This is a genomic window from Parazoarcus communis SWub3 = DSM 12120, from assembly GCF_003226565.1.
Lineage (GTDB): Bacteria > Pseudomonadota > Gammaproteobacteria > Burkholderiales > Rhodocyclaceae > Parazoarcus > Parazoarcus communis.
Genome location: NZ_QKOE01000003.1, coordinates 261,599 through 280,723, shown reverse-complemented (window position 1 = coordinate 280,723; position 19,125 = coordinate 261,599). Strand labels below are relative to the sequence as shown.

The 19,125-nt window shown below is 64.6% G+C and carries 19 protein-coding genes; 12 read left to right on the top strand and 7 right to left on the bottom strand.

What is annotated here, in order from left to right:
- Nucleotides 1–26: 26 nt before the first annotated feature.
- From DNK49_RS06780 to DNK49_RS06730, 11 genes are all read left to right on the top strand, one after another.
- Nucleotides 27–851 carry an ABC transporter substrate-binding protein gene (locus tag DNK49_RS06780; protein ID WP_110523565.1) on the top strand — a complete coding sequence of 275 codons (825 nt, stop codon included), beginning with the start codon at nt 27–29 and terminating at the stop codon, nt 849–851.
- Nucleotides 852–925: 74 nt separating this feature from the next.
- On the top strand, nt 926–1,225 hold the full coding sequence (locus tag DNK49_RS06775) for a type II toxin-antitoxin system Phd/YefM family antitoxin (RefSeq protein ID WP_243632258.1): 300 nt from the start codon (nt 926–928) through the stop codon (nt 1,223–1,225).
- Nucleotides 1,225–1,566: a type II toxin-antitoxin system RelE/ParE family toxin gene (locus DNK49_RS06770; protein ID WP_110523564.1), complete on the top strand. Its 342-nt coding sequence runs from the start codon at nt 1,225–1,227 to the stop codon at nt 1,564–1,566. The genes DNK49_RS06775 and DNK49_RS06770 overlap by 1 nt, the downstream gene beginning before the upstream one ends.
- 159 nt (nt 1,567–1,725) lie before the next feature.
- Entirely contained in the window at nt 1,726–2,367 is a 642-nt protein-coding gene (locus DNK49_RS06765; RefSeq protein WP_110523642.1) for an MBL fold metallo-hydrolase, read from the top strand.
- 114 nt (nt 2,368–2,481) lie between these two features.
- Nucleotides 2,482–4,620, top strand: coding sequence for a phage holin family protein (locus DNK49_RS06760; RefSeq protein ID WP_110523563.1), 2,139 nt, complete (start codon nt 2,482–2,484; stop codon nt 4,618–4,620).
- A gap of 162 nt (nt 4,621–4,782) precedes the next feature.
- Nucleotides 4,783–5,757, top strand: coding sequence for an NAD(P)H-dependent flavin oxidoreductase (locus DNK49_RS06755; protein ID WP_110523562.1), 975 nt, complete (start codon nt 4,783–4,785; stop codon nt 5,755–5,757).
- A 308-nt stretch (nt 5,758–6,065) separates the two neighbouring features.
- Nucleotides 6,066–6,935, top strand: a complete 870-nt coding sequence (locus DNK49_RS06750) for a branched-chain amino acid ABC transporter permease (RefSeq protein ID WP_110523641.1) — start codon at nt 6,066–6,068, stop codon at nt 6,933–6,935.
- Entirely contained in the window at nt 6,932–7,876 is a 945-nt protein-coding gene (locus DNK49_RS06745; RefSeq protein WP_110523561.1) for a branched-chain amino acid ABC transporter permease, read from the top strand. The genes DNK49_RS06750 and DNK49_RS06745 overlap by 4 nt, the downstream gene beginning before the upstream one ends.
- Nucleotides 7,877–7,992: 116 nt before the next feature.
- Nucleotides 7,993–9,153: an ABC transporter substrate-binding protein gene (locus tag DNK49_RS06740; RefSeq protein WP_110523640.1), complete on the top strand. Its 1,161-nt coding sequence runs from the start codon at nt 7,993–7,995 to the stop codon at nt 9,151–9,153.
- Between the two features lie 73 nt (nt 9,154–9,226).
- Nucleotides 9,227–9,847, top strand: a complete 621-nt coding sequence (locus tag DNK49_RS06735; RefSeq protein WP_110523560.1) for a flavin prenyltransferase UbiX — start codon at nt 9,227–9,229, stop codon at nt 9,845–9,847.
- Nucleotides 9,847–10,443 (top strand): LON peptidase substrate-binding domain-containing protein, encoded by a 597-nt coding sequence (locus DNK49_RS06730; RefSeq protein ID WP_110523559.1) that lies wholly within the window; start codon nt 9,847–9,849, stop codon nt 10,441–10,443. The genes DNK49_RS06735 and DNK49_RS06730 overlap by 1 nt, the downstream gene beginning before the upstream one ends.
- Before the next feature lie 24 nt (nt 10,444–10,467).
- On the opposite strand, the gene trxC is transcribed toward DNK49_RS06730, so the two are convergent.
- Nucleotides 10,468–10,908, bottom strand: coding sequence for a thioredoxin TrxC (trxC, locus tag DNK49_RS06725; protein WP_110523639.1), 441 nt, complete (start codon nt 10,906–10,908; stop codon nt 10,468–10,470).
- A gap of 98 nt (nt 10,909–11,006) precedes the next feature.
- Nucleotides 11,007–12,059, bottom strand: coding sequence for an A/G-specific adenine glycosylase (gene mutY, locus DNK49_RS06720; protein ID WP_110523558.1), 1,053 nt, complete (start codon nt 12,057–12,059; stop codon nt 11,007–11,009).
- 143 nt (nt 12,060–12,202) lie between these two features.
- Here mutY and DNK49_RS06715 point away from each other — a divergent pair, with 143 nt between their 5' ends.
- Nucleotides 12,203–12,700, top strand: a complete 498-nt coding sequence (locus DNK49_RS06715) for a flavin reductase family protein (protein WP_110523557.1) — start codon at nt 12,203–12,205, stop codon at nt 12,698–12,700.
- Here DNK49_RS06715 and DNK49_RS06710 read toward each other — a convergent pair whose 3' ends face one another.
- The 5 genes from DNK49_RS06710 to ybiB form a co-directional block, all read right to left on the bottom strand.
- Nucleotides 12,701–14,056, bottom strand: coding sequence for a PAS domain-containing sensor histidine kinase (locus DNK49_RS06710; RefSeq protein WP_110523556.1), 1,356 nt, complete (start codon nt 14,054–14,056; stop codon nt 12,701–12,703).
- Nucleotides 14,053–15,576 (bottom strand): sensor domain-containing diguanylate cyclase, encoded by a 1,524-nt coding sequence (locus tag DNK49_RS06705; protein WP_110523555.1) that lies wholly within the window; start codon nt 15,574–15,576, stop codon nt 14,053–14,055. Before DNK49_RS06705 ends, DNK49_RS06710 begins: the two co-directional genes overlap by 4 nt.
- Before the next feature lie 138 nt (nt 15,577–15,714).
- Nucleotides 15,715–17,169, bottom strand: coding sequence for a nickel-dependent hydrogenase large subunit (locus DNK49_RS06700; RefSeq protein ID WP_110523554.1), 1,455 nt, complete (start codon nt 17,167–17,169; stop codon nt 15,715–15,717).
- A complete protein-coding gene (locus DNK49_RS06695; RefSeq protein WP_110523638.1) occupies nt 17,166–18,161 on the bottom strand; it encodes an NADH-quinone oxidoreductase subunit B family protein in 996 nt (331 codons plus the stop codon). Before DNK49_RS06695 ends, DNK49_RS06700 begins: the two co-directional genes overlap by 4 nt.
- 22 nt (nt 18,162–18,183) lie before the next feature.
- Nucleotides 18,184–19,101 (bottom strand): DNA-binding protein YbiB, encoded by a 918-nt coding sequence (ybiB, locus tag DNK49_RS06690; protein WP_110523553.1) that lies wholly within the window; start codon nt 19,099–19,101, stop codon nt 18,184–18,186.
- Nucleotides 19,102–19,125: the final 24 nt, after the last annotated feature.

The following is a 19,125-nucleotide window of genomic DNA, read 5'->3' as shown; positions in this document are numbered from 1 at the left end:
CGGTGTTTCCACACCAAGGACGATCCATGAAGCCATCCCCGATGCTCTCCGCCCTGCTGCGCAAGGCCTCTTTTTCGTTTGCCGTGCTCGCGCTCTCGTCAAGCGCCTGGGCTCAGTCCATCGTGATGGCGTCCACCACTTCTACCGAGCAGTCAGGCCTGTTTGCGCATCTGCTGCCAGCGTTCAAGGCAGCAAGTGGCATCGACGTGAAGGTGGTTGCCCTGGGGACGGGTCAGGCGCTGGATACCGGGCGCCGTGGCGATGCCGACGTGCTTTTCGTGCATGACACCGTTGCCGAGGAGAAATTCGTCGCAGAAGGCTATGGGGTGAAGCGCCTGCCGGTGATGTACAACGATTTCGTGCTGATTGGTCCGGCCGCCGACCCTGCCGGTGTCAAGGGCAAGGAGGTGGTCGATGCCCTCAGGCAGCTCGCGACCCAGAACGCGAGCTTTGTTTCCCGCGGAGACAAGAGCGGCACGCATGCTGCCGAGCTGCGTTACTGGAAGGCGGCAGGCGCGGAGGAAAGCAAGGGAAGCGGCTACAAGGAGTGCGGCTGCGGGATGGGGCCTGCGCTGAACATCGCTGCGTCGTCGGGTGCTTACATCCTGGCTGACCGTGGCACCTGGCTGAACTTCAAGAATCGTGCGGATCTCCAGATCCTGGTCGAAGGCGATCAGCGCCTGTTCAATCAGTACGGTGTGATTGTCGTGAATCCGGCGAAGCATCCGCATGTGAAGTCCGCCGAGGCGCAGCGCTTCGTCGACTGGGTGGTGTCGCCCGCTGGTCAGCAGACGATCGCGAGTTACAAGATTGGCGGCGAGCAGTTGTTCTTCCCGAACGCGGACCGATAAGGTGTGATTTCCGGATGGAGTGGCGTGTGGCAGGATCGTGGCGAATGGTCTGAAAAAGGACTATATTTAGTTCTGTGTCGATTCAGGAAGCAAATGCCGTGCGCTACTCATCTCAGGTCAAGCCCATCAGCTATCTCAAGGCGCATGCGGCGGAGGTTCTGACGCAGTTGTCCGAGCAGCGCGAGCCCTTGGTCATCACCCAGAATGGGGAGGCCAAGGCCGTCTTGCAGGATGTCGCGTCGTATGAGGAAACGCAGGAGACGCTGGCCTTGCTGAAAATACTGGCGCTCGGCAATCAGGATGTCGAAGCTGGTTGCATCAGGCCCGTGGCGGAGGTGGTGGCGCGTCTGCGCGCAAAGCGGTCCATGGCTTGATGGTTGTCAAGCCGGATCGTTACGAGGTGCTGCTCACACAAGGTGCGGAGCAGGATCTGGAGTCGATTTACGACTACATCTCCGAGTTCGATTGTGTTGAGAATGCCAATTATGTCCTCGATCAGTTAATGGTGATCGTCGACAGCCTGGCGCAGTTTCCGGAGCGGGGGTGTTACCCCAGAGAGCTGGTCAGCTTGGGCATCAAGGATTACAGGCAGACGGCCTTCAAGCCTTATCGCGTGATTTATCGGGTTCTGGGGCGGCAGGTGCTCATCTATCTGATTGTCGATGGGCGCCGGGACATGCAGTCCGTGCTTGCCCGCCGGCTGCTGGGCGCGTGATACACCTCCAGCCGTCGTTGTATGGCTTGGGGGCTCGCCTGTGGCGTTGATCGGCGCCGGCGAGGTGTGAGCACAGCCACCCCGGTGACGAGGTCTCGTCACCGCTTGCAGGCACCGCGGTATCATGACGATCCGCTGACTCAGACGCCTTTTGCCATCATGATCGACGCCCGCATTGTCCCCGTGACGCCCTTCGAACAGAACTGCAGCATCATCTGGTGCGACAAGACCCGCAAGGCTGCGGTGGTTGACCCGGGTGGCGACCTCGACCGCATTCATGCGGCAGCCGACAAGCTTGGTGTCACGATCGAGAAGATCCTGATCACGCATGGCCATATCGATCATGCTGGCGGAACGGCCAGGCTGGCGCGCGAACTGGGTGTGCCGGTCGAGGGCCCGCAGGAGGAAGACCGCTTCTGGATCGAGGGCATGCCGCAGCAGAGCAAGATGTTCGGCTTTCCGGATGTCGAGACCTTTACCCCCGATCGCTGGCTGCATGATGGCGACACCGTGACGGTCGGTGACGAGACCTTGCAGGTCATCCACACGCCAGGTCACACCCCGGGTCATGTGGTGTTCTTCCACCCCGGTGCGCGCCTGGCCATTGTGGGCGATGTGCTTTTTGCGGGCTCGATCGGGCGGACGGATTTTCCGCGTGGCGATCATCAGACCCTCATTTCCTCGATCCGCAACAAGCTGTTCCCGCTGGGTGATGACGTCACCTTCATCCCCGGGCATGGCCCGACCTCGACCTTTGGTGAAGAGCGCGACAGCAATCCCTTTGTCGGCGCCTACGGCTGATACCCCAAGCTGCCGTCGACCCGCGCGACCAGCGTTGTCGTATTGCCTTTTTCATAGCAGTATCCGGAATCGATGCCGGACGATTGCCGGCGCCTACCTTTCAGGGAGAGAACAATGAACGCTTCGGTCGATACGAAGAGCGTGTATCCATGGCGTTTCTTCCGCTCTGGCGGCTTTGACCAGGTCCGGATCGAGACCGCAGACGATCTGCGCCACCTTGCCGAGCTCGATCAGAAACTATGGTCGGTGCTGGCCTGCCCGACCTCGGGGCTGGAATTCGACTCCCGCACCTTGCAGCTGCTCGATGGCGACGGGGATGGTCGCATCCGCGCGCCAGAGGTGATTGCCGCGGTGCGCTGGGTGTGCAAGGTCCTCAAGGATCCTGGCTGCCTGTTCGCGGGGGCGAGCGCCTTGCCCTTGTCCGCCATTGCGGCGGATGACGACGAGGGCGGCCGCTTGCTGGCGACGGCGCGGCGCATGCTGGCCTATCTAGACAAGGCCGATGCCGAGGCCATCGCGATGGATGATGTTGCCGATACGACCCGGCTGTATGCGCCCGATCATTACAACGGCGATGGCATCGTACCGGTGGAACTGGCCGCCGCTGCGGATACGGCAGGCCTGATCGCGCTGATCATCGAGCATCTGGGCGGCAAGGACGATCGTAGTGGCAAGCCCGGTGTCGATGCCGATGGACTTGCCGCCTTTCTGGCCCAGGCCCAGGCGGTTGCCGACTGGCAGGCCGCGGCTGCAGGCGACCGGGTGTTGCCGCTGGGTGACGACACTGCGGCCGCGGCAGCGCTGTTCGAGGCGGTGCGTGAAAAGGTGGATGATTACTTCACCCGTTGCAAGCTGGCGGCGTTCGATGAACGCGCGGCAGACGCGCTCAATCCCGCCGATTCCGCATACGCCAGCCTGACCGGCGAGATGCTTGACGCCGGCAGTGCTGGCATCGGTGCGTTGCCGCTCGCGCGCGTGGCTGCAGACGCCATGCTGCCGCTGACGAACGGCCTGAACCCGGCGTGGGCGGCGGCGGTCGCGGCGCTGCGGGATGGGGTGGTCAAGCCGGTGTTTGGTGACGTCGACATGCTGTCCGAGGTGCAGTGGCGGGATCTCTCCGGCCGATTCACCGCCTACCGTGACTGGCAGGCGGCCAAACCTGCATCGTCCCTTACTGCGCTGGCAGCCGACGAGCTGCGCGCCTTGCTCGATGGCCCGGCGCCGGCGTCGCTGGCCACGCTGATCGAGGCGGATCTGGCTGCGGAGACGGCGGCGGCGCAGATTGAAGCGGTCGAGCGTCTGGTGCGCTACAACCGCGATCTGGTCACGCTGTTGCGCAATTATGTGTCGCTCAGCGACTTCTATCAGGGCGGGCGGAAGGCCATCTTCCAGGCCGGCACCCTCTATCTTGACCAGCGCAGCTGCGAGCTTTGTCTGAAGGTTGCCGACATGGGGCGTCACGCGGCCCTTGCGCCCCTGTCCGGTGCCTATCTGGTGTATTGCAATTGCGAGCGTCAGGGTGAAGCCCCGATGACCATCGTTGCAGCCATGACCGGCGGCGATGCGGACGAGATGATGGTGCCCGGCCGTAATGGGGTGTTCTACGATCGCCAGGGGCGTGACTGGAACGCCAGCGTGGTCAAGGTCGTGGAAAACCCGATCAGCGTTCGTCAGGCATTCTGGTCGCCGTACAAGCGTGTGGCGCGAATGATAGGCGAGCAGATCCACAAGTTCGCCGCGTCGCGGGACAAGGCGGTGGAGGCCAAAGCTGCTGCGGGTGTCGCCGATGCGGGTGCCAAGGCCGACGCGCCTGCGCCAGCGGCCGCACCGGCTTTCGACATCGCAAAGTTTGCCGGTATCTTCGCGGCCATCGGCCTGGCGCTGGGCGCGCTGGGTACGGCACTGGCTGCAGTCGTGACCGGTTTCCTGTCCTTGCCGGCGTGGCAGATGCCGCTGGTGATCGGCGGCATCATGCTGCTGATCTCCGGGCCGTCGATGTTGCTTGCCTGGCTCAAGTTGCGTCAGCGCAATCTCGGCCCCTTGCTGGATGCCAATGGCTGGGCAGTCAACACCCGGGCCCGCATCAATATTCCCTTTGGGGCCGCCTTGACGGGCGTGGCCATGTTGCCTGAGGGGGCCTCGACATCGCTGTCCGATCCCTACGCGGAGAAGCAGTCGCCGTGGGGAACCTGGCTGTTCCTCGCCATTGTGCTCATCGTGGGCATCGTGCTGTGGCGCCAGGGCGTGTTCTGATCGGGAAGGGCAGAGGCTTGTTGGTCAGATGAATTCAAACGATCGTTTGAATTCATCTGTCTCCATGATAGAGTCGATATGAGGTCGGCGGTGGCGGCATCAGTGTGCGCGCTGGTGTCTGCCCGATAGACCGGCCCATTCCACTTCCGATCAGGAGACAGCATGCCGATTCCCACTTCCTTTCAGGGTGCAATGCGCATCCCGGCGATTGCCGCACCGATGTTCCTTGTTTCCGGCCCCGAGCTGGTGATTGCCAGTTGTCGTGCTGGTGTGGCGGGGACATTTCCCGCGCTCAATGCCCGTCCGGCCAGCCAGCTGGACGACTGGCTGACGCAGATTGATGTGGCCTTGTCGATGCAGCGCAGGGAACATCCGGCGCTGCCGTGTGCGCCATATGGGGTGAATCTGATCCTGCATGCCTCGAACAACCGGCTGGAGGAAGATCTGGCGACCATCGTCCGCCATCGGGTGCCTTTCGTGATCACCAGTCTGGGGCATCCGGGCGAGGTGGTGAAGGCGGTGCATGCTTATGGCGGGCTGGTGTTTTCTGACATCGTGCATGCCTATCATGCACGCAAGGCCGCGGCGGCGGGTGTCGACGGCATCATCGCGGTGGCCTCCGGCGCGGGTGGTCACGCGGGTACGCAGAGTACGATCAGTCTGATCCGCGAGATTCGCGAGTTCTGGGATGGCGTGCTGATTGCCGCCGGCAGCATTTCGGATGGGGCTTCGATCCGCGCGGTCGAGGTGCTGGGGGCCGATTTCGCGTACATGGGCACCCGCTTCATTGCGACCCAGGAGGCCATGGCGCAGCCGGATTACAAGCAGATGGTGGTCGACTGCGGGCCGTCGGACATCGTCTATACCGACGCGATATCGGGCACCAATGCCAACTTCCTGTGGCCGAGTCTGGCGCGTGCCGGTTTCGAGCGTGCTGAGTTGGTGCAGGGGCATGGCAAGGCCCACCTGCACGACATGGCCGATGAGGCGCGGGCCTGGCGCGACGTCTGGAGTGCCGGGCACGGGGTGGCAAACATTCATGACGTGCCGACGGTGGCCGAACTGGTGGATCGTCTGGAGGCAGAGTATCTGCAGGCCTGCGCGCTGCCGGTGAGTGGGGCGGTGAAGCACGGCTAAATGGTTGCCGGACTTGCCGTGGATTGGAGGGGAGGGTATTCCCGTGAAGCACAGGTCCAGGTTGTCGGGGTGAGGGGCTGCGGGGGCTGTCGAGAGCGCCGTTGAACAGGCATCGATTGGGGAAAGGAGGCGATGCATGTTTGAGCCCGAAGGGCGAGTTTGCATCGCCGCCCCAATCGATGCCTGTTCAACGGGAAGCCGAAGGCCGCGAACGTCTGTCCCCGCAGCCCCTCATCCTGGCAACCGGTCGGGTGGGAGGAGGCGGCTGCAGTTCATCCGAGGCTGCCAATGCACTATCCTTGCCGCCCATGTCTTCCCTGATTCAGGTGCTCTCCAGCGGCGTTGCCATCGGCTGTGTCTATGGGCTGGTGGCGCTGTCCTTCGTGCTGATCTACAAAGCCACCGAGGCGGTCAGCTTCATGCAGGGCGAACTGCTGATGCTGGGGGCTTTTGCTGCCGTGGCCTTGTCTTTTGGTCTGGACTGGCCGCTGTGGCTGGCGGCACTGAGCGCGGTTGGTCTGCTGGGCTTGCTGGGCGCGGGGCTGGAACGCCTGGTGTTGCGGCGGGCAATCGGGCAGCCGCATCTGGTGGCGGTGCTGCTGACTTTCGGCCTCGGATTGATGATGCGGGGTGCGGTCACGTCGGTACCGGCCGCCAGCCATGACATGTATCGCCTGCCATTTGCCGACCGTGTGCTCGAGATCGGCGCGCTGGCCCTGAGCCTGAGTCATCTGCAGGTGATCGCCGCGACCGTGTTGCTGGCGGTGCTGCTGACCGCTTTCTTTCGTCTGACCCGTGCCGGATTGGCGTTGCGTGCCTGCTCGGAAGATGCGCGCATGGCTGCGCTGATGGGGGTGCCGGTGGCCTCGATGCACACCCTGGCCTGGGCGCTGGGCGCCGCGCTGGCGGCGTTTGCCGGCATGCTGCTCGCACCCATCACCTTCGTTCATCTGAACATGGGCTTGATCGCGCTGAAGGCTTTCCCTGCGGCGGTGCTCGGCGGCATGAGCAGTCTGCCTGGTGCCTTGCTGGCCGGCATCTTTCTGGGGGTGGCAGAGGCGCTGGCAGGGTATCTGCTGCCGGAAGGCTTCAAGGATGTGGTGCCCTATGCGCTGCTGATGCTGGCCTTGTTGCTGTTTCCGGCAGGGATGTCGGGTCGGGCGCAGGTACGGCGATGATGCGCCTGCGTGGGGTGGTCGTGGCGACCTTGGTGCTGCTGGGTGCCATGCTGGCCTTTGGTGCCGATCACGCGCTGGGTCAGGCAACGCTGGTGGCGACCTATGCAATTGCGGGCCTGGGCCTGGCGGTGATCGTCGGTCAGGCCGGGCAGATCGTGCTCGGGCAAGGTGCGCTGGTGGCGGTGGGTGCGTATGTTGAAGCCTTGCTCGCTCAGCGTGGGGTGCCGCCTTTCATCTCCATCGTGCTTGCGATGATGGCGGGCTGCCTGGCCGGCGCCTGTGCCAGCCTGCCGGCCAGGCGTCTCGGTGGCCTGTATTTCGGCATGAGCACGTTGGCCTTTGCGATGATTGTCGAGGAAGTGCTGACCCGCTGGGAGTCGCTGACACGCGGTGGCGCCGGCTTGAGTGTGCCGGCATTGGGCTGGGCTGGCATGGAGGCGGTGACGCCGCTGGCCCAGTTCCTGATCAGTGCTGCGGCGCTGGTACTGGCGCTGGTGCTGTGCCGGCGTCTGTGTGCCGGGCGGATTGGCCGTGCCTGGCGCGCGGTGCGGGAAGACGAGGTGGCCGCAGCCGAGGCCTGCGGCATAGATCTGGTGCGCGCCAAGCTTGCTGCCTTTGCCGTGGGTGGGGCACTGGCGGGGCTTGCAGGGGCGCTGTACGCGCACTGGATCGGTTTCATCAGCCCGGAGCAGTTTGGACTGTTTTTTTCCTTCGAATTGCTGATGCTGGTCTTTATCGGCGGCGCCCGTCATCTGAGGGGTGCTGTGCTCGGGGCCTTGGTGATCGTCAGTCTGCCGCAATTCATTACGTTGTTGCGCGACGTCCTGCCGGGAGATTGGGGGCGAAGTGCCGGCGTGGAAAGTGTGCTGTTCGGCCTGGTCATCGTACTGGTCGTGCTGCTGCGTCCGCAGGGCATCGCAGCCAAGGGGCGAGCCGGCTGAGCCGCTGGTATCGACGCTGACACCGTCGGGCGGCGCGGGCTGTCCGAGTTCGTTGCCATGGCGGATAATCCGCCCCCCTGATGCCCCCTTTTATCGCTCTGCTGGATCGAATCGCCATGCCGCTCCCCAGATTGCTTGCCGGACTGTGTCTGTTCCTGACCACCCTGTTCGCCCAAGGCGCGGCGCCTGGGGTCAGCGACCGGGAGATTGTGCTTGGCAGTGTGCAGGATCTGTCTGGTCCGGCGGCGATGCTGGGCGTGCCCGTACGCGATGGCATGCTGATGCGTATCGATGAGGCCAATGCGGCGGGCGGCGTGCAGGGGCGACGCCTGCGTCTGGTGGTCGAAGACAGTGCCTACGACCCCAAGCGCGCGGTGCTGGCGACACGCAAGTTGCTGCAACGGGACCAGGCTTTTGCCTTTCTGGCCAATTTTGGTACGCCAGTGGTGATGGCGACGATGCCGATGATTGTCGATGCCGGACGTCTGCACCTGTTCCCGTTCTCACCGCACGAGTCCACCTATACCCCGCTGCATCCGCTCAAGTTCCAGATTTTTGCGCCCTACCAGGACTACATGGAGGCGGCTGTCCGCCACATGGTGCAGACCCGTGGTTACAAGCGCAGCTGCCTGCTTTACCAGGATGACGACTATGGGCTCGAGGTGATGAAGGGGGTGGATGCCGGCTTGGGGCGCTTGGGTCTGGCATTGGTGGAGAAGACCAGCTACAAGCGGGGGGCCACCGATTTTTCCGCACAGGTGGCACGCCTGCGCACTGCTGGCTGCGATCTGGTGATACTGGCCACTGTGGTGCGCGAGACGGTGGCGGTTATGAGCGAGGCGCGCAAGGTCGGCTGGCCGGTAGACATGCTGGTGACAGCGTCGGGCTACTCGGCACAGACGCATGAGCTGGGGGGCGCAGCGGTCGAGGGGCTGTTCGGCATCAGCGTGTTGCCGCACCCCTATGCCGATGGGGCCAATAGCGCGCTGGCGGACTGGGTCCGGCGCTATCGCAGCCGTTACGGGGCAGAACCCAATGTCTGGAGCGCAATGGGCTACAGCATTGCCGACCTCTTCATTCGTGCGGCGGATGCGGCCGGCCGGGAACTCTCTACCGCTGCCTTCGTCTCTGCTCTCGAGCAGCTCGAAACGACACGGGACTTTTTCGGGAGTCCGGCGTACCGCTTCAGCGCGGATGACCATCTGGGCAACCGCCATGGCCGGCTGGCACAGATCCGCGGCGGACGCTGGGAGATCCTGAGCGACTACCTCAAGTGACGCCAGACTGCCCGACCTTGCTGTGTTTTCCTGTGACCCGGGCTCAGCCCGTACTGCCTGGAGCGCCTGTCCGATGACCCCGCCCCGTACCATCACCGTCGCCTTTACCGGGGCATCCGGCATGCCGTACGGCCTGCGTCTGGTCGAGTGCCTGCTGCAGGCGGGCTGTCGGGTGTGGTTGCTGTACTCGCAGGTCGCACAGATTGTTGCCCGTCAGGAGATGGACTGGAACCTGCCCGGGCGCCCGGCCGAGGTTGAAGCCGAGTTGAGTGCCCGTTTCCTGGCTGAGCCGGGCCAGCTGCGGGTGTTTGGCCGGGAGGAGTGGTTCGCACCGCCAGCGTCCGGTTCCAACCCGCCGGATGCCATGGTGGTGTGTCCATGCACCATGGCGACCCTGGCGGCGATTGCGGCCGGCCTGTCGCAGAACCTGATCGAACGTGCGGCCGATGTGGTGATCAAGGAGCAGCGCAAGCTGGTGCTGGTACCGCGTGAAACTCCGTATTCCGCGATCCACCTGGAGAACATGCTCAAGCTCGCCCGCCTGGGAGTCTGCATCCTGCCGCCCAACCCCGGTTTTTATCATCACCCGCAAACGGTTCAGGATCTGGTCGATTTCGTCGTTGCCCGGGTGCTGGATCAGTTGGGGGTGCCGCACGCCCTGATGGCGCGCTGGGGCGACCAAGGAGAGGCCTGATGAACGACACCGCACGTCTGCCGCTGTTTCCGCTCAATACCGTGCTGTTTCCCGATGGTTTGTTGCCGCTGCGGGTGTTCGAGGCACGCTATATGGACATGGTCACACGCTGCATGCGCGAGCAGAGCGGTTTCGGGGTGTGCCTGATTGCTGCTGGCCAGGAGGTGGGTGAGGCTGCGGTACCGCATCCGGTAGGGACCGAGGCCAGGATCGAGCATTGGGATATGGACGAGCCCGGGGTGCTGTCCATCGTGGTCCGCGGTGTGCGGCGGTTCCGCATCCTCGACCACGAGGTGGAGCGCGATGGATTGCTCAACGCGGAGGTGCAGTGGCTGGCCGAACCGGATGTGTGCGCCGTGCCCGATGCGCAGTCCGACATCCTGCCCTTGTTGCAGCAGATTGCACTGGAAGTCGGAGACCGCATGCCGCTGCCGCACCGTTTTGACAATGCCGCCTGGGTGGGCGCACGTTACGCCGAACTATTGCCCATTCCCATGCTTGCACGTCAGCGCTTGCTGGAGCTCGACGATGTCGTCAGCCGGCTCGAGATCATGCAGCAGTACTTGCGCCAGCACGGGCTGCTTGCCGGCCACTGAGCGGGTGTCACGCACGCTCAGGGTTCATCCCCCCACGTGCTGCCGCGCCCAGCGTACGATGTCCGCCGTGCCCATCGCGCCAGCCTGTCTGGCGATCTCACGACCGTGGTGGAACAGTGCCAGCGTGGGAATGCTGCGGATGCCGAAGCGACTGCCCAGCGCGGGCTCTGCCTCGGTGTTGACCTTGACCAGTCTGAGTTGAGGCTCGAGCACTCCCGCTGCCTGGGCAAAAGCGGGTGCCATCATCCGGCAGGGACCGCACCAGGGCGCCCAGAAATCCACTAGCACGGGAAGATCGCTGCGTTCGATGTGACGGTCGAAACGTCGGGTGTCGAGCTCAAGGGGCTGCGCGGCAAACAAGGGCTGATGGCATTTGCCGCATTGCGGCGTGTCACTCAGGCGTGTCTCTGGCAGGCGGTTGATGGCGTCGCAGTGGGGGCAGACGATATGCACGGCGTTGGTCATGGCAGTCTCGGTCGAAAAGGCGATGCCCATCAGGTGGCGACGACAGGCTGCACTTTCAAGCACGACCGCGGGCGAGCGGCCTGTTCAGGTCTGCGTCTTCAGTCGAACAGATCCGGATGCTGCAGGCGGGTCAGGATCTGCCTGATTGGTGTCGGCAGGGCGGCGTCGGCGAGCTGATCCAGGGCCAGCCACTGGTGGGCGGGTTCGGCAAGTTGGGCCGGCGGATGCGTCAGATCGATTCGCCAGGGCTGGATGTCAAGGACGAAGTGGGTGAAGGTGTGGGTCAGCGGTGGAAGGGCGACCGGCGTCTGGCCGGCACTCCACTCACCGATGGCCCAGGCCGGCAGTGTCGTGCCGGTGCCCGGCAGTTCGGGCAGCGCAAGCAGGCCGCCCCAGATGCCTGACGGCGGGCGGCGCTCGACCAACACCCTGCCGTTGCAGACGACCACCGCCAACTGGGTACTGCGCCGGGGAATGGTTTTTCTGGGCCGGGCAGCGGGCAGCTCGCGGGTGCGTCCGCTACGTGCGGCCACGCAGGCTTCGGCCATCGGGCAGCGCATGCAGGCGGGCTTGCCGCGGGTGCACACGGTGGCGCCCAGATCCATCTGGGCCTGAGTGTAGGTGCCCAGCTCGGTGTCGGGCAGCAGTGATTCGGCCAGCGTCCAGAGCCGGTTTTCGACAGCCTTTTCACCGGGAAAACCCTCGATGCCGAACACTCTGCACAGTACCCGCTTGACATTGCCGTCCAGGATGGCGACACGCTCACCGCTGGAAAAGGCCGCGATGGCGGCGGCCGTCGAGCGGCCGATACCGGGCAGGGTGATCAGGCTTGCGCTGCAGTCGGGAAAGCGACCGTCATGCGCCTGCATGACTTGCTGTGCGGCGCGGTGCAGGTTGCGCGCACGGGCGTAATAGCCCAGGCCGCTCCAGAGCGCCATCACGTCTTCCACCGGAGAGGCGGCCAGCGTGGCGACGTCGGGGAAGCGCTCGAGAAAGCGGGTGTAGTACGGAATGACGCTGCTGACCTGGGTCTGTTGCAGCATGATTTCCGACAGCCAGATCCGGTAGGGATCCCTGCTGCCCTGCCAGGGCAGGTCGTGGCGGCCGTGGTCTCGATGCCAGTCGATCAGTCTTCGGGCAAAATCACTCATCTGTTCGCTTGTTTCCGGTATTCTCGCCAACCATTACCCGTGCGTCGTGCTCGCCAGACTCGACGCATGCCTCGTTGGCGGCGATAATCCGCCGCCTGATCAAATTCTTACGGTACCCCGTCGTGCCGTGTCCGAGTCGCCCCATGTCCCAGCAAACCCCTGCCGCAGAGGATTTTCCGCGCAATTTCCGTAACGCCCTCGGCATGTTCGCCACTGGTATTACCGTGGTGACCATGCGTACGCCCGCGGGCGATCCGATCGGGTTGACAGTCAATTCGTTCAACTCGGTTTCGCTCGACCCGCCGTTGATCGTCTGGAGCCTGTCAAACGATCTACCCAGCCGGGCGCTGTTCGAGGCGAGCGAATACTACGCGATCAACGTGCTTGCTGCCGATCAGGAGGCCGTATCGCAACGTTTTGCCAGCCGCCAGGGGGATCGTTTCGCCGGACTGGGCTTCGATCACGGTCTCGGCGGTGCCCCCTTGCTGGATGGTTGCGTGGCCCGTTTCGAGTGTCGCAACAAGGTGCGTCACCCCGGCGGCGACCATGTTCTGTTCATTGGTGAGGTCGAGCGCTTCGACCGCAATCCGGGGGATCCGCTGATCTACTTCGGCGGCGCATATCGCCACCTGACGCCCTGATCAGGTTCCGGTGGCCAAGGGCAGGTCAATGACGAACACCGCACCACCGTCGGGGTGGTTGCTGACGGTGATGCGCCCGTGGTGGCGCTCGATGATGCCGTAGCTGATCGCCAGCCCCAGTCCGGTGCCCTGGCCCACTGCCTTGGTGGTGAAGAAGGGGTCGAAAACGTGGGCCAGATGTTTGTCATCCACACCCGGGCCGTTGTCGTGAAACCGCACTTGCGCATGGTCATTGCGGATGTTGGCGACGATGTCGAGTGTGGGGGCGGCGCATTGCGCGACCGCATCCCAGGCGTTCTGCACCAGATTCATCATCACTTGCTGCATCTGTCCGGGTGAGCCAACGATGGGGATCTGCGGTGGCAGCTCGAGTCGGATGCGGAAGTTGTCGCGTGTGCCCTTGCTGACCCAGCGTACCGCACGTTCAATGACTTCGGTCAGGTTGAAGCGTTGCTGTTCGTCGCGATCGATGGCAGAAAAGCGTTTCAGGCCATCGACGATGTCGCGCGTGCGTTCCGCGCCTTCGATGGTGCCTTCGATCAGGGGCGGCAGGTCGCCCAGCAGGCGGTCGATGCGCAATTCGGCGCGAAGCGCCTCGATCCGGCTTTGCGGTACGCCGGCATGAATGGCATTCAGATAGCGGCCCAGTCGTTCGGCGTAGCGCTTCAAGGCATGCACATTGCCCAGGATGAAGCTGATGGGGTTGTTCAGTTCGTGGGCAACGCCGGCGACCAGGCGACCGAGCGAAGCCATCTTTTCGGCGTGCAGCAACTGCTGCTGGGTGCGTTTGAGGTCGTCGTGCGCCTGACGCAGGGCCTGATAGGCTCGGCGCAATTCCCCCACCGGCCGGCCGGTCACGACCATGCCCATGGATTTGCCCACCGCATTGAAGCGGGGCGTGCAGTTGATCGACACCGGTACCGCCCTGCCATCCTTGGCCAGTAGCGGCAGCTCGCAGTCATGGACGCCCTGATCGCCGAAGCGGGCAAACAGTTGGCGGGCCTGGGCGCGCGACGCTTCGTCGGCAAACAGGTCGAACACCAGGGTGCCGCGCAGGCTGGCGAGATTGCGACCGGTAAAGTCTTCCAGTGAGCGGTTGACCTCTTCGATCATGCCGTTGCGGCCGCAAACCACCAGGATGTCGGACATCGAGGTGAGAACCGACAGGATGAATTGCTGGGATTCCTCCAGCTTGGCGTTCTTCTCCTCCAGCGCGACTTCGTACTGCAGCAGGTCGGAATAGACCTCATCCATCTTGTGGATGACATCCATCCACATTTCCTCTCCGACGCCGAACAGCTCTCCGGGGTGGCCGGTTTGCTGCAGCGTCGCTCGGTTCTTGTCGGAGGCTGTCATGAGGGAGTCGAGTCGGTCAGTGCCAGTCGATCGCGGCCACTGGCCTTGGCCTGGTAGAGCGCGAGGTCGGCGCGATGCAGCAGGGCCTCCAGGCTGGGATCGTCGGCTTGCAGTACGGCAATGCCAATCGAGACGGTGAAGCGCAGGCGCTGACCGTCGTGCTCTGTCACGGCGTCGCGCATGGCGCTCAGCAGGCGCTCGCCCAGGCCGATGGCTCCCTCCCTGCCCGTGGCAGGCAGGATCACGCCGAACTCTTCGCCACCCAGGCGGGCGAACAGGTCGGTGGTACGCAGCACGGTGGCCGGTGTGGCAGCCAGGGTGCGCAGTACCGCATCACCGCTTGCGTGGCCGTAGCGATCATTGATCGATTTGAAGTGGTCTGCGTCCAGAATCATCAAGGCCAGCGGATGGTGGTGGCGGCGAGCGAGCGCGAACAGCCGCTCGCCTTCCTCCATGAGCCAGCGGCGATTATGCGCACCGGTCAGTACGTCGGTGTTGGCCAGTTTTGCCAGCGCCTCGGTACGTTCGCGCACCCGTGCTTCCAGCAGGCGGTTCGATTCGGCCAGCGCTTCCATCGCTTCGCGGCGCCGTGCGAGCTGGCGAAACCCGAAAACGCCCAGTATCGCCAGGGCGACATTGCCGCCGAGGGCGATCAGGACGAATATCGGCAGGTTGGCATTCCATTGGGCGAGCAGATGGCGTTCGGGATAATCCACCACGACAAAAAGCGGGTGATGGTCTGATGCCTGCACTGCACTGACGCCATGCTCGGTGCTGAGTATCAGGTGGTCCGCGACGCGCTCAAAGCGTGCGGGCCCCTGGGCTTGGCTGGGCGCCACGATCTGCATCAGGGTTGCCGGCGCGTCAGGGCAGTCGGCCCGGGTGGGCAGACAGGCAAGCGCGGCGCCGTCGCGGCGGTACAGCCCGATGGTCATGCCCTCCGGGGGGCGTGGGTCGTCGACCAGGGTCTGCAGGAACTCGCTGCGTAGGCCGGCGATGACGACCCCCGAGAACACCCCGCCGTCATTGACGAGTCTGCGACTGACCGGAATGACGAACTCGGCGCCGGCCGAGCGCGAGATGATGGGCTGGCCGATGTGAAAGCCATGATCCCAGTGCTGCAGTTGCGGAATCACATACTCCCGGTCCGAGGTGTCGATGCGGGGCGCCGGAAAAGAGCGCGAACTGCTGCGCGTCATGCCCTCGGTATCGGTCATGGCGAGCCAGGCGAGTTCCGGCGTGATCGCGTGGCGGCGCATCAGCAGGCGGTGCAGGTAGCGATCATCGTCGGTGGGAGGCCTGCCGTAGGCGCTGACCGCCTCGCCGATGCCGGACAGGGTACGGTCGAGCATGTCGACCAGGCTGTCGGTACGATGCAGGATGATGGTCGCAATGCCATCCACGGTTTCCCGCCCGTGCTCAAGCGCAGCAGCACGGTCCTTGCGCAGCACATCGATCAGCATGACATCGGTCACCAGTAGCAGCGCTGCGCCGATGATGGCCCACCGTCTTGTCTTCATGGTCGAGAGGGTGGCGGGTGCCAAATCCCGCGTGTGGTCATGGAATACTGAAAGGCTACACGCAGCTTGGGTGTGTGACCAGCGTTCATGCGGGTTTCCAGCCTGGTGACAGGCTGCGACGGGGTCTGCCGGGATGGCTCAATGCACCGTACATACCATGCACGGATCGAAGGATCTGACCACGTGCTGCACGGCCAGAGGTACGCGCTCGTGTTCGCCGATTGCGATGCCTGCCAGGGCTTGCTCCAGCGGTCCCGGCGTGCCGCCGGCGTCGCGGGGCGAGAAGTTCCAGGTGGTGGGCGCGATGATCTGGTAATTGGCGATGCGACCCTTGCGGATCACCAGCCAGTGCCCCAGGGCGCCTCGCGCGGCCTCCACCAGGCCGCAGCTTTCGGCCTCGTCCGGAATCGTGCCCTGGGTGCAGAACGGTTCTCCAGGCTGGATCTCGCGAATCCATTGCTCCATCGCCGGTATCACGCGGGCAAACTCAAGCAGGCGGGCGATGACGCGGTTGCGGACATTGCCGCCGCTTGCCACGGCCAGGTCGCGCATCAGGGGGTGGCCATCAACCAGTTGGCGGGCCAGGGCGCCGCATTCGGCGACGGCTCCGTCCAGCCGTGGGGCCTTACACCAGGTGTAGGCATCGGGCTTGTCCGCGTCGGGCAGGGTCTGGCCGCGATGCGGGTGCAGCGGCGGGCTGTCTGCCATCCACGCCGAGTGCGCGTCTTCGGTAATGCTGGCCGGGTCAAGGGGCCGGGCGTGCTGTTCGCCCAACTGCCAGCGGCCACGGACGAACAGGACTGCCTGATCGACGGTGTAGGCTCCATTGCTGATGAACAGGTCGCTTGCCCGGCCAAGGTCCTGCAATCGCAGGTCGTCGGCGATCTCCAGAAACAGTCGGAAATCCGATGAGGCGGGGGCACGTGCAGCCTGCCAGTTGTCCAGCGCCTGCGCCGAATCGAGTGCCGCGATGACTTCCAGCCGGTCGCCGAACAAGCGGCGTTCAAGCCAGCTGCGAAACTCGCTGAGCAGGGCGAACAGGCGAATCTTGTCGGCGGACGAAATGGCGCGTGCCGAGCCCCCCGGCTGCAGGCTCAGGCTATGTGGCCATTTGCCGGCGAGCAGGCCCATTATCTGCAGGAAGGCGGCACGTGCCGGCAATGCGTCGGCGGCAGCCGAGCCTTTGACCGCCTTGAAGCGGGCCTGGGCCGCGTCGAACCAGCGACGACCGGCATAGGCTTCGCGGGCGAAGTCTGCCATGAAGAACAGGTAGAAGTGGGTGAAATGATCGGCCAGGTTCTCGGTGGCCAGCACCAGACTGGCCGCGCGCTCGCCATTGGGCGGTGGCCGGATGCCCATCGCGTCGCGCAGCGCAGCGGCGGCGGCGGCGGACTGCGAAACCGAGCAGATGCCGCAGATACGTGGCACGAACACCAGCGCGTCGCGTGGATCCTTGCCCGCGAGAATCTGCTCGAAACCGCGGTAGAGCGGCGAGTTGACCCGTGCCGAGCGGATCCGGCCGCCATCGATGTCCAGGGTGACTTCCAGATCCCCTTCCACCCGGTTGAAGGGGCCGAGCACCAGCCGGCTCATTTGAGTCCGGTCCGGCGGATGGCCGGGGCGATGACCGGATGGTCGGCCACCGCGTTGTCACGCACACGCTGTGGCGTCGCCGATTTGGACAATGCGGCCAGCGCGACGAACCAGGCCTTGGGCATGTCCGAGGGCAGACCGATGGGAATGCCCGCCAGCTTGGGCGTCTGGGTAAAGGGGTGACCCGGCTCCTCGAACCCCGGTTCGGTACAGGAGATGCAGGCGTAGCCGCCGCTGGTACAGGAGCCGCTGCCATTCCAGGGCCGGGTGTTGCAGTCGGCATGGGCCTGAGTGCCCTTGCAACCCATGTGTTCCATCATGCAGCCGAGGTCGGAGGGTTTCTCGGCGCTGGCCTTGAACTCGTAGAATTCATTGCGGCTGCAGCCGTGATGCACCAGTTGGTCAGCGTAGAAGCGTGGGCGGCCAAGTGCATCCAGGTCGGCGTGGTGCAGGCTGTCGAGCGCCAGTCCAAGCAGGGTGTCGGTGACCCAGTCGGGATGGGTGGGGCAGCCGGCGACGTTGATCACCGGCATGCCGGACGCCGAGCGATAGTGTGCGCCCAGCAAGCCACCGGGGACGTCGCCCTCGTACTGCAGGCCGCAGGCATCGGTGGGGTTGAAACTGCCGGCAGTGATACCGCCCCAGGCGGCGCATGAACCGATTGCCAGTGTGTGCCGGGCGTGACGCGCAAGCGCGGCAACCCATTCGGTCATCGGCCGGCCGCTGCCGGCAAGCAGGTGGAACCGGCCGCTGCCATTGGGGCCGCGCAGCATGGCACCCTCGATGCACAGCAGGTCGACCGGAATGCGGCCATCGGCGCAGGCTTGCAGGACATCCAGGGCCTCGGTGCCGGACTGCTCCGACAACGAAGGATGCCACAGCACATGGATGCCGGCGTTGCGCAGCAGGCCGAGAAGGTCGCGCGAGCTTGAGCACAGCATCGACATCGTGCAGCCACCACAGCCGCCGGACTGGAGCCAGACCAGATTCATGTTGCCGGGCACCGGATTAAGGTCAGCCACGCGCCAGTTCGGCCAGCGTGGCGACCTGGGCCAGGATGGGGGCGGGTATGGCCTGCTCGCCGGCAAGCATGGCGCGGATCAACGCAGCGTTGTCCGCGACCGAAGGGGCGTCGGGCAGTCCGGCCAGTGGCGGGGCCCCGCCTTCCTCGCCTGCAACGGCGATTCGGCCTTCGCCGTTGGCATAGGTCTTCATCTCCGGGCAACGTCGGGGGTTGGCGTAGATCTCGCCTTCGGTCCCGCGCAGCAGCATCGAATGCCCCCCGTCGACACGCAGGAAGGCGTCCATGCGTTCGAGGTATTCGGGGTGGGTGACCGCGACCACGCGAACGCTACGGCCGTGGCAAGGGTCCAGCAGCTTGGCCATGGTGTGCGCACTGTTGCGCACGCCCATGCGCAGGCGCAGGGCCAGCAGGGCATCCAGCCCCGGCAGCAGTTGATCGACTCCGATACAGGCCAGGCGTCGCTCCGCCAGCTGTTCGCCGGCAGCCGCAGCGTCACGCGCAGGCTGGATGTCGAGTGCGGCGAGCAACTCGAGGGGGCTGACCCGGGTTTCGAAATCGTGGCGGCCCTGGATCAGCACCGGAATGCCTTCGCGCGCCAGCAGCATGGCCACCAGCGGCATCAGGTTGGCCTGCCGGCGCGCGCCGTTGTAGCTTGGCAGCACCACGCACCGTGGGCCGGCTGGCACGGCAACCTGCGCGCAGCGTGCATCCATCGCCCGCTTGAAGCCCAGCAGTTCGTCGAGCGACTCGCTCTTGACCCGCAGTGCGATCAGGATGGCGCCCAGTTCGATACCGGGCACGGTCTGGTCGAGCATGTCACCAAAAACCGAGGCAGCGGCGTCGCGGTCGAGCGCGCGCGAACCCTTGGCGCCGCGACCGATTTCCTTGATGATGGGGGCGTAGTTCATGGCCGGGATTATCCGCCTGCCCGC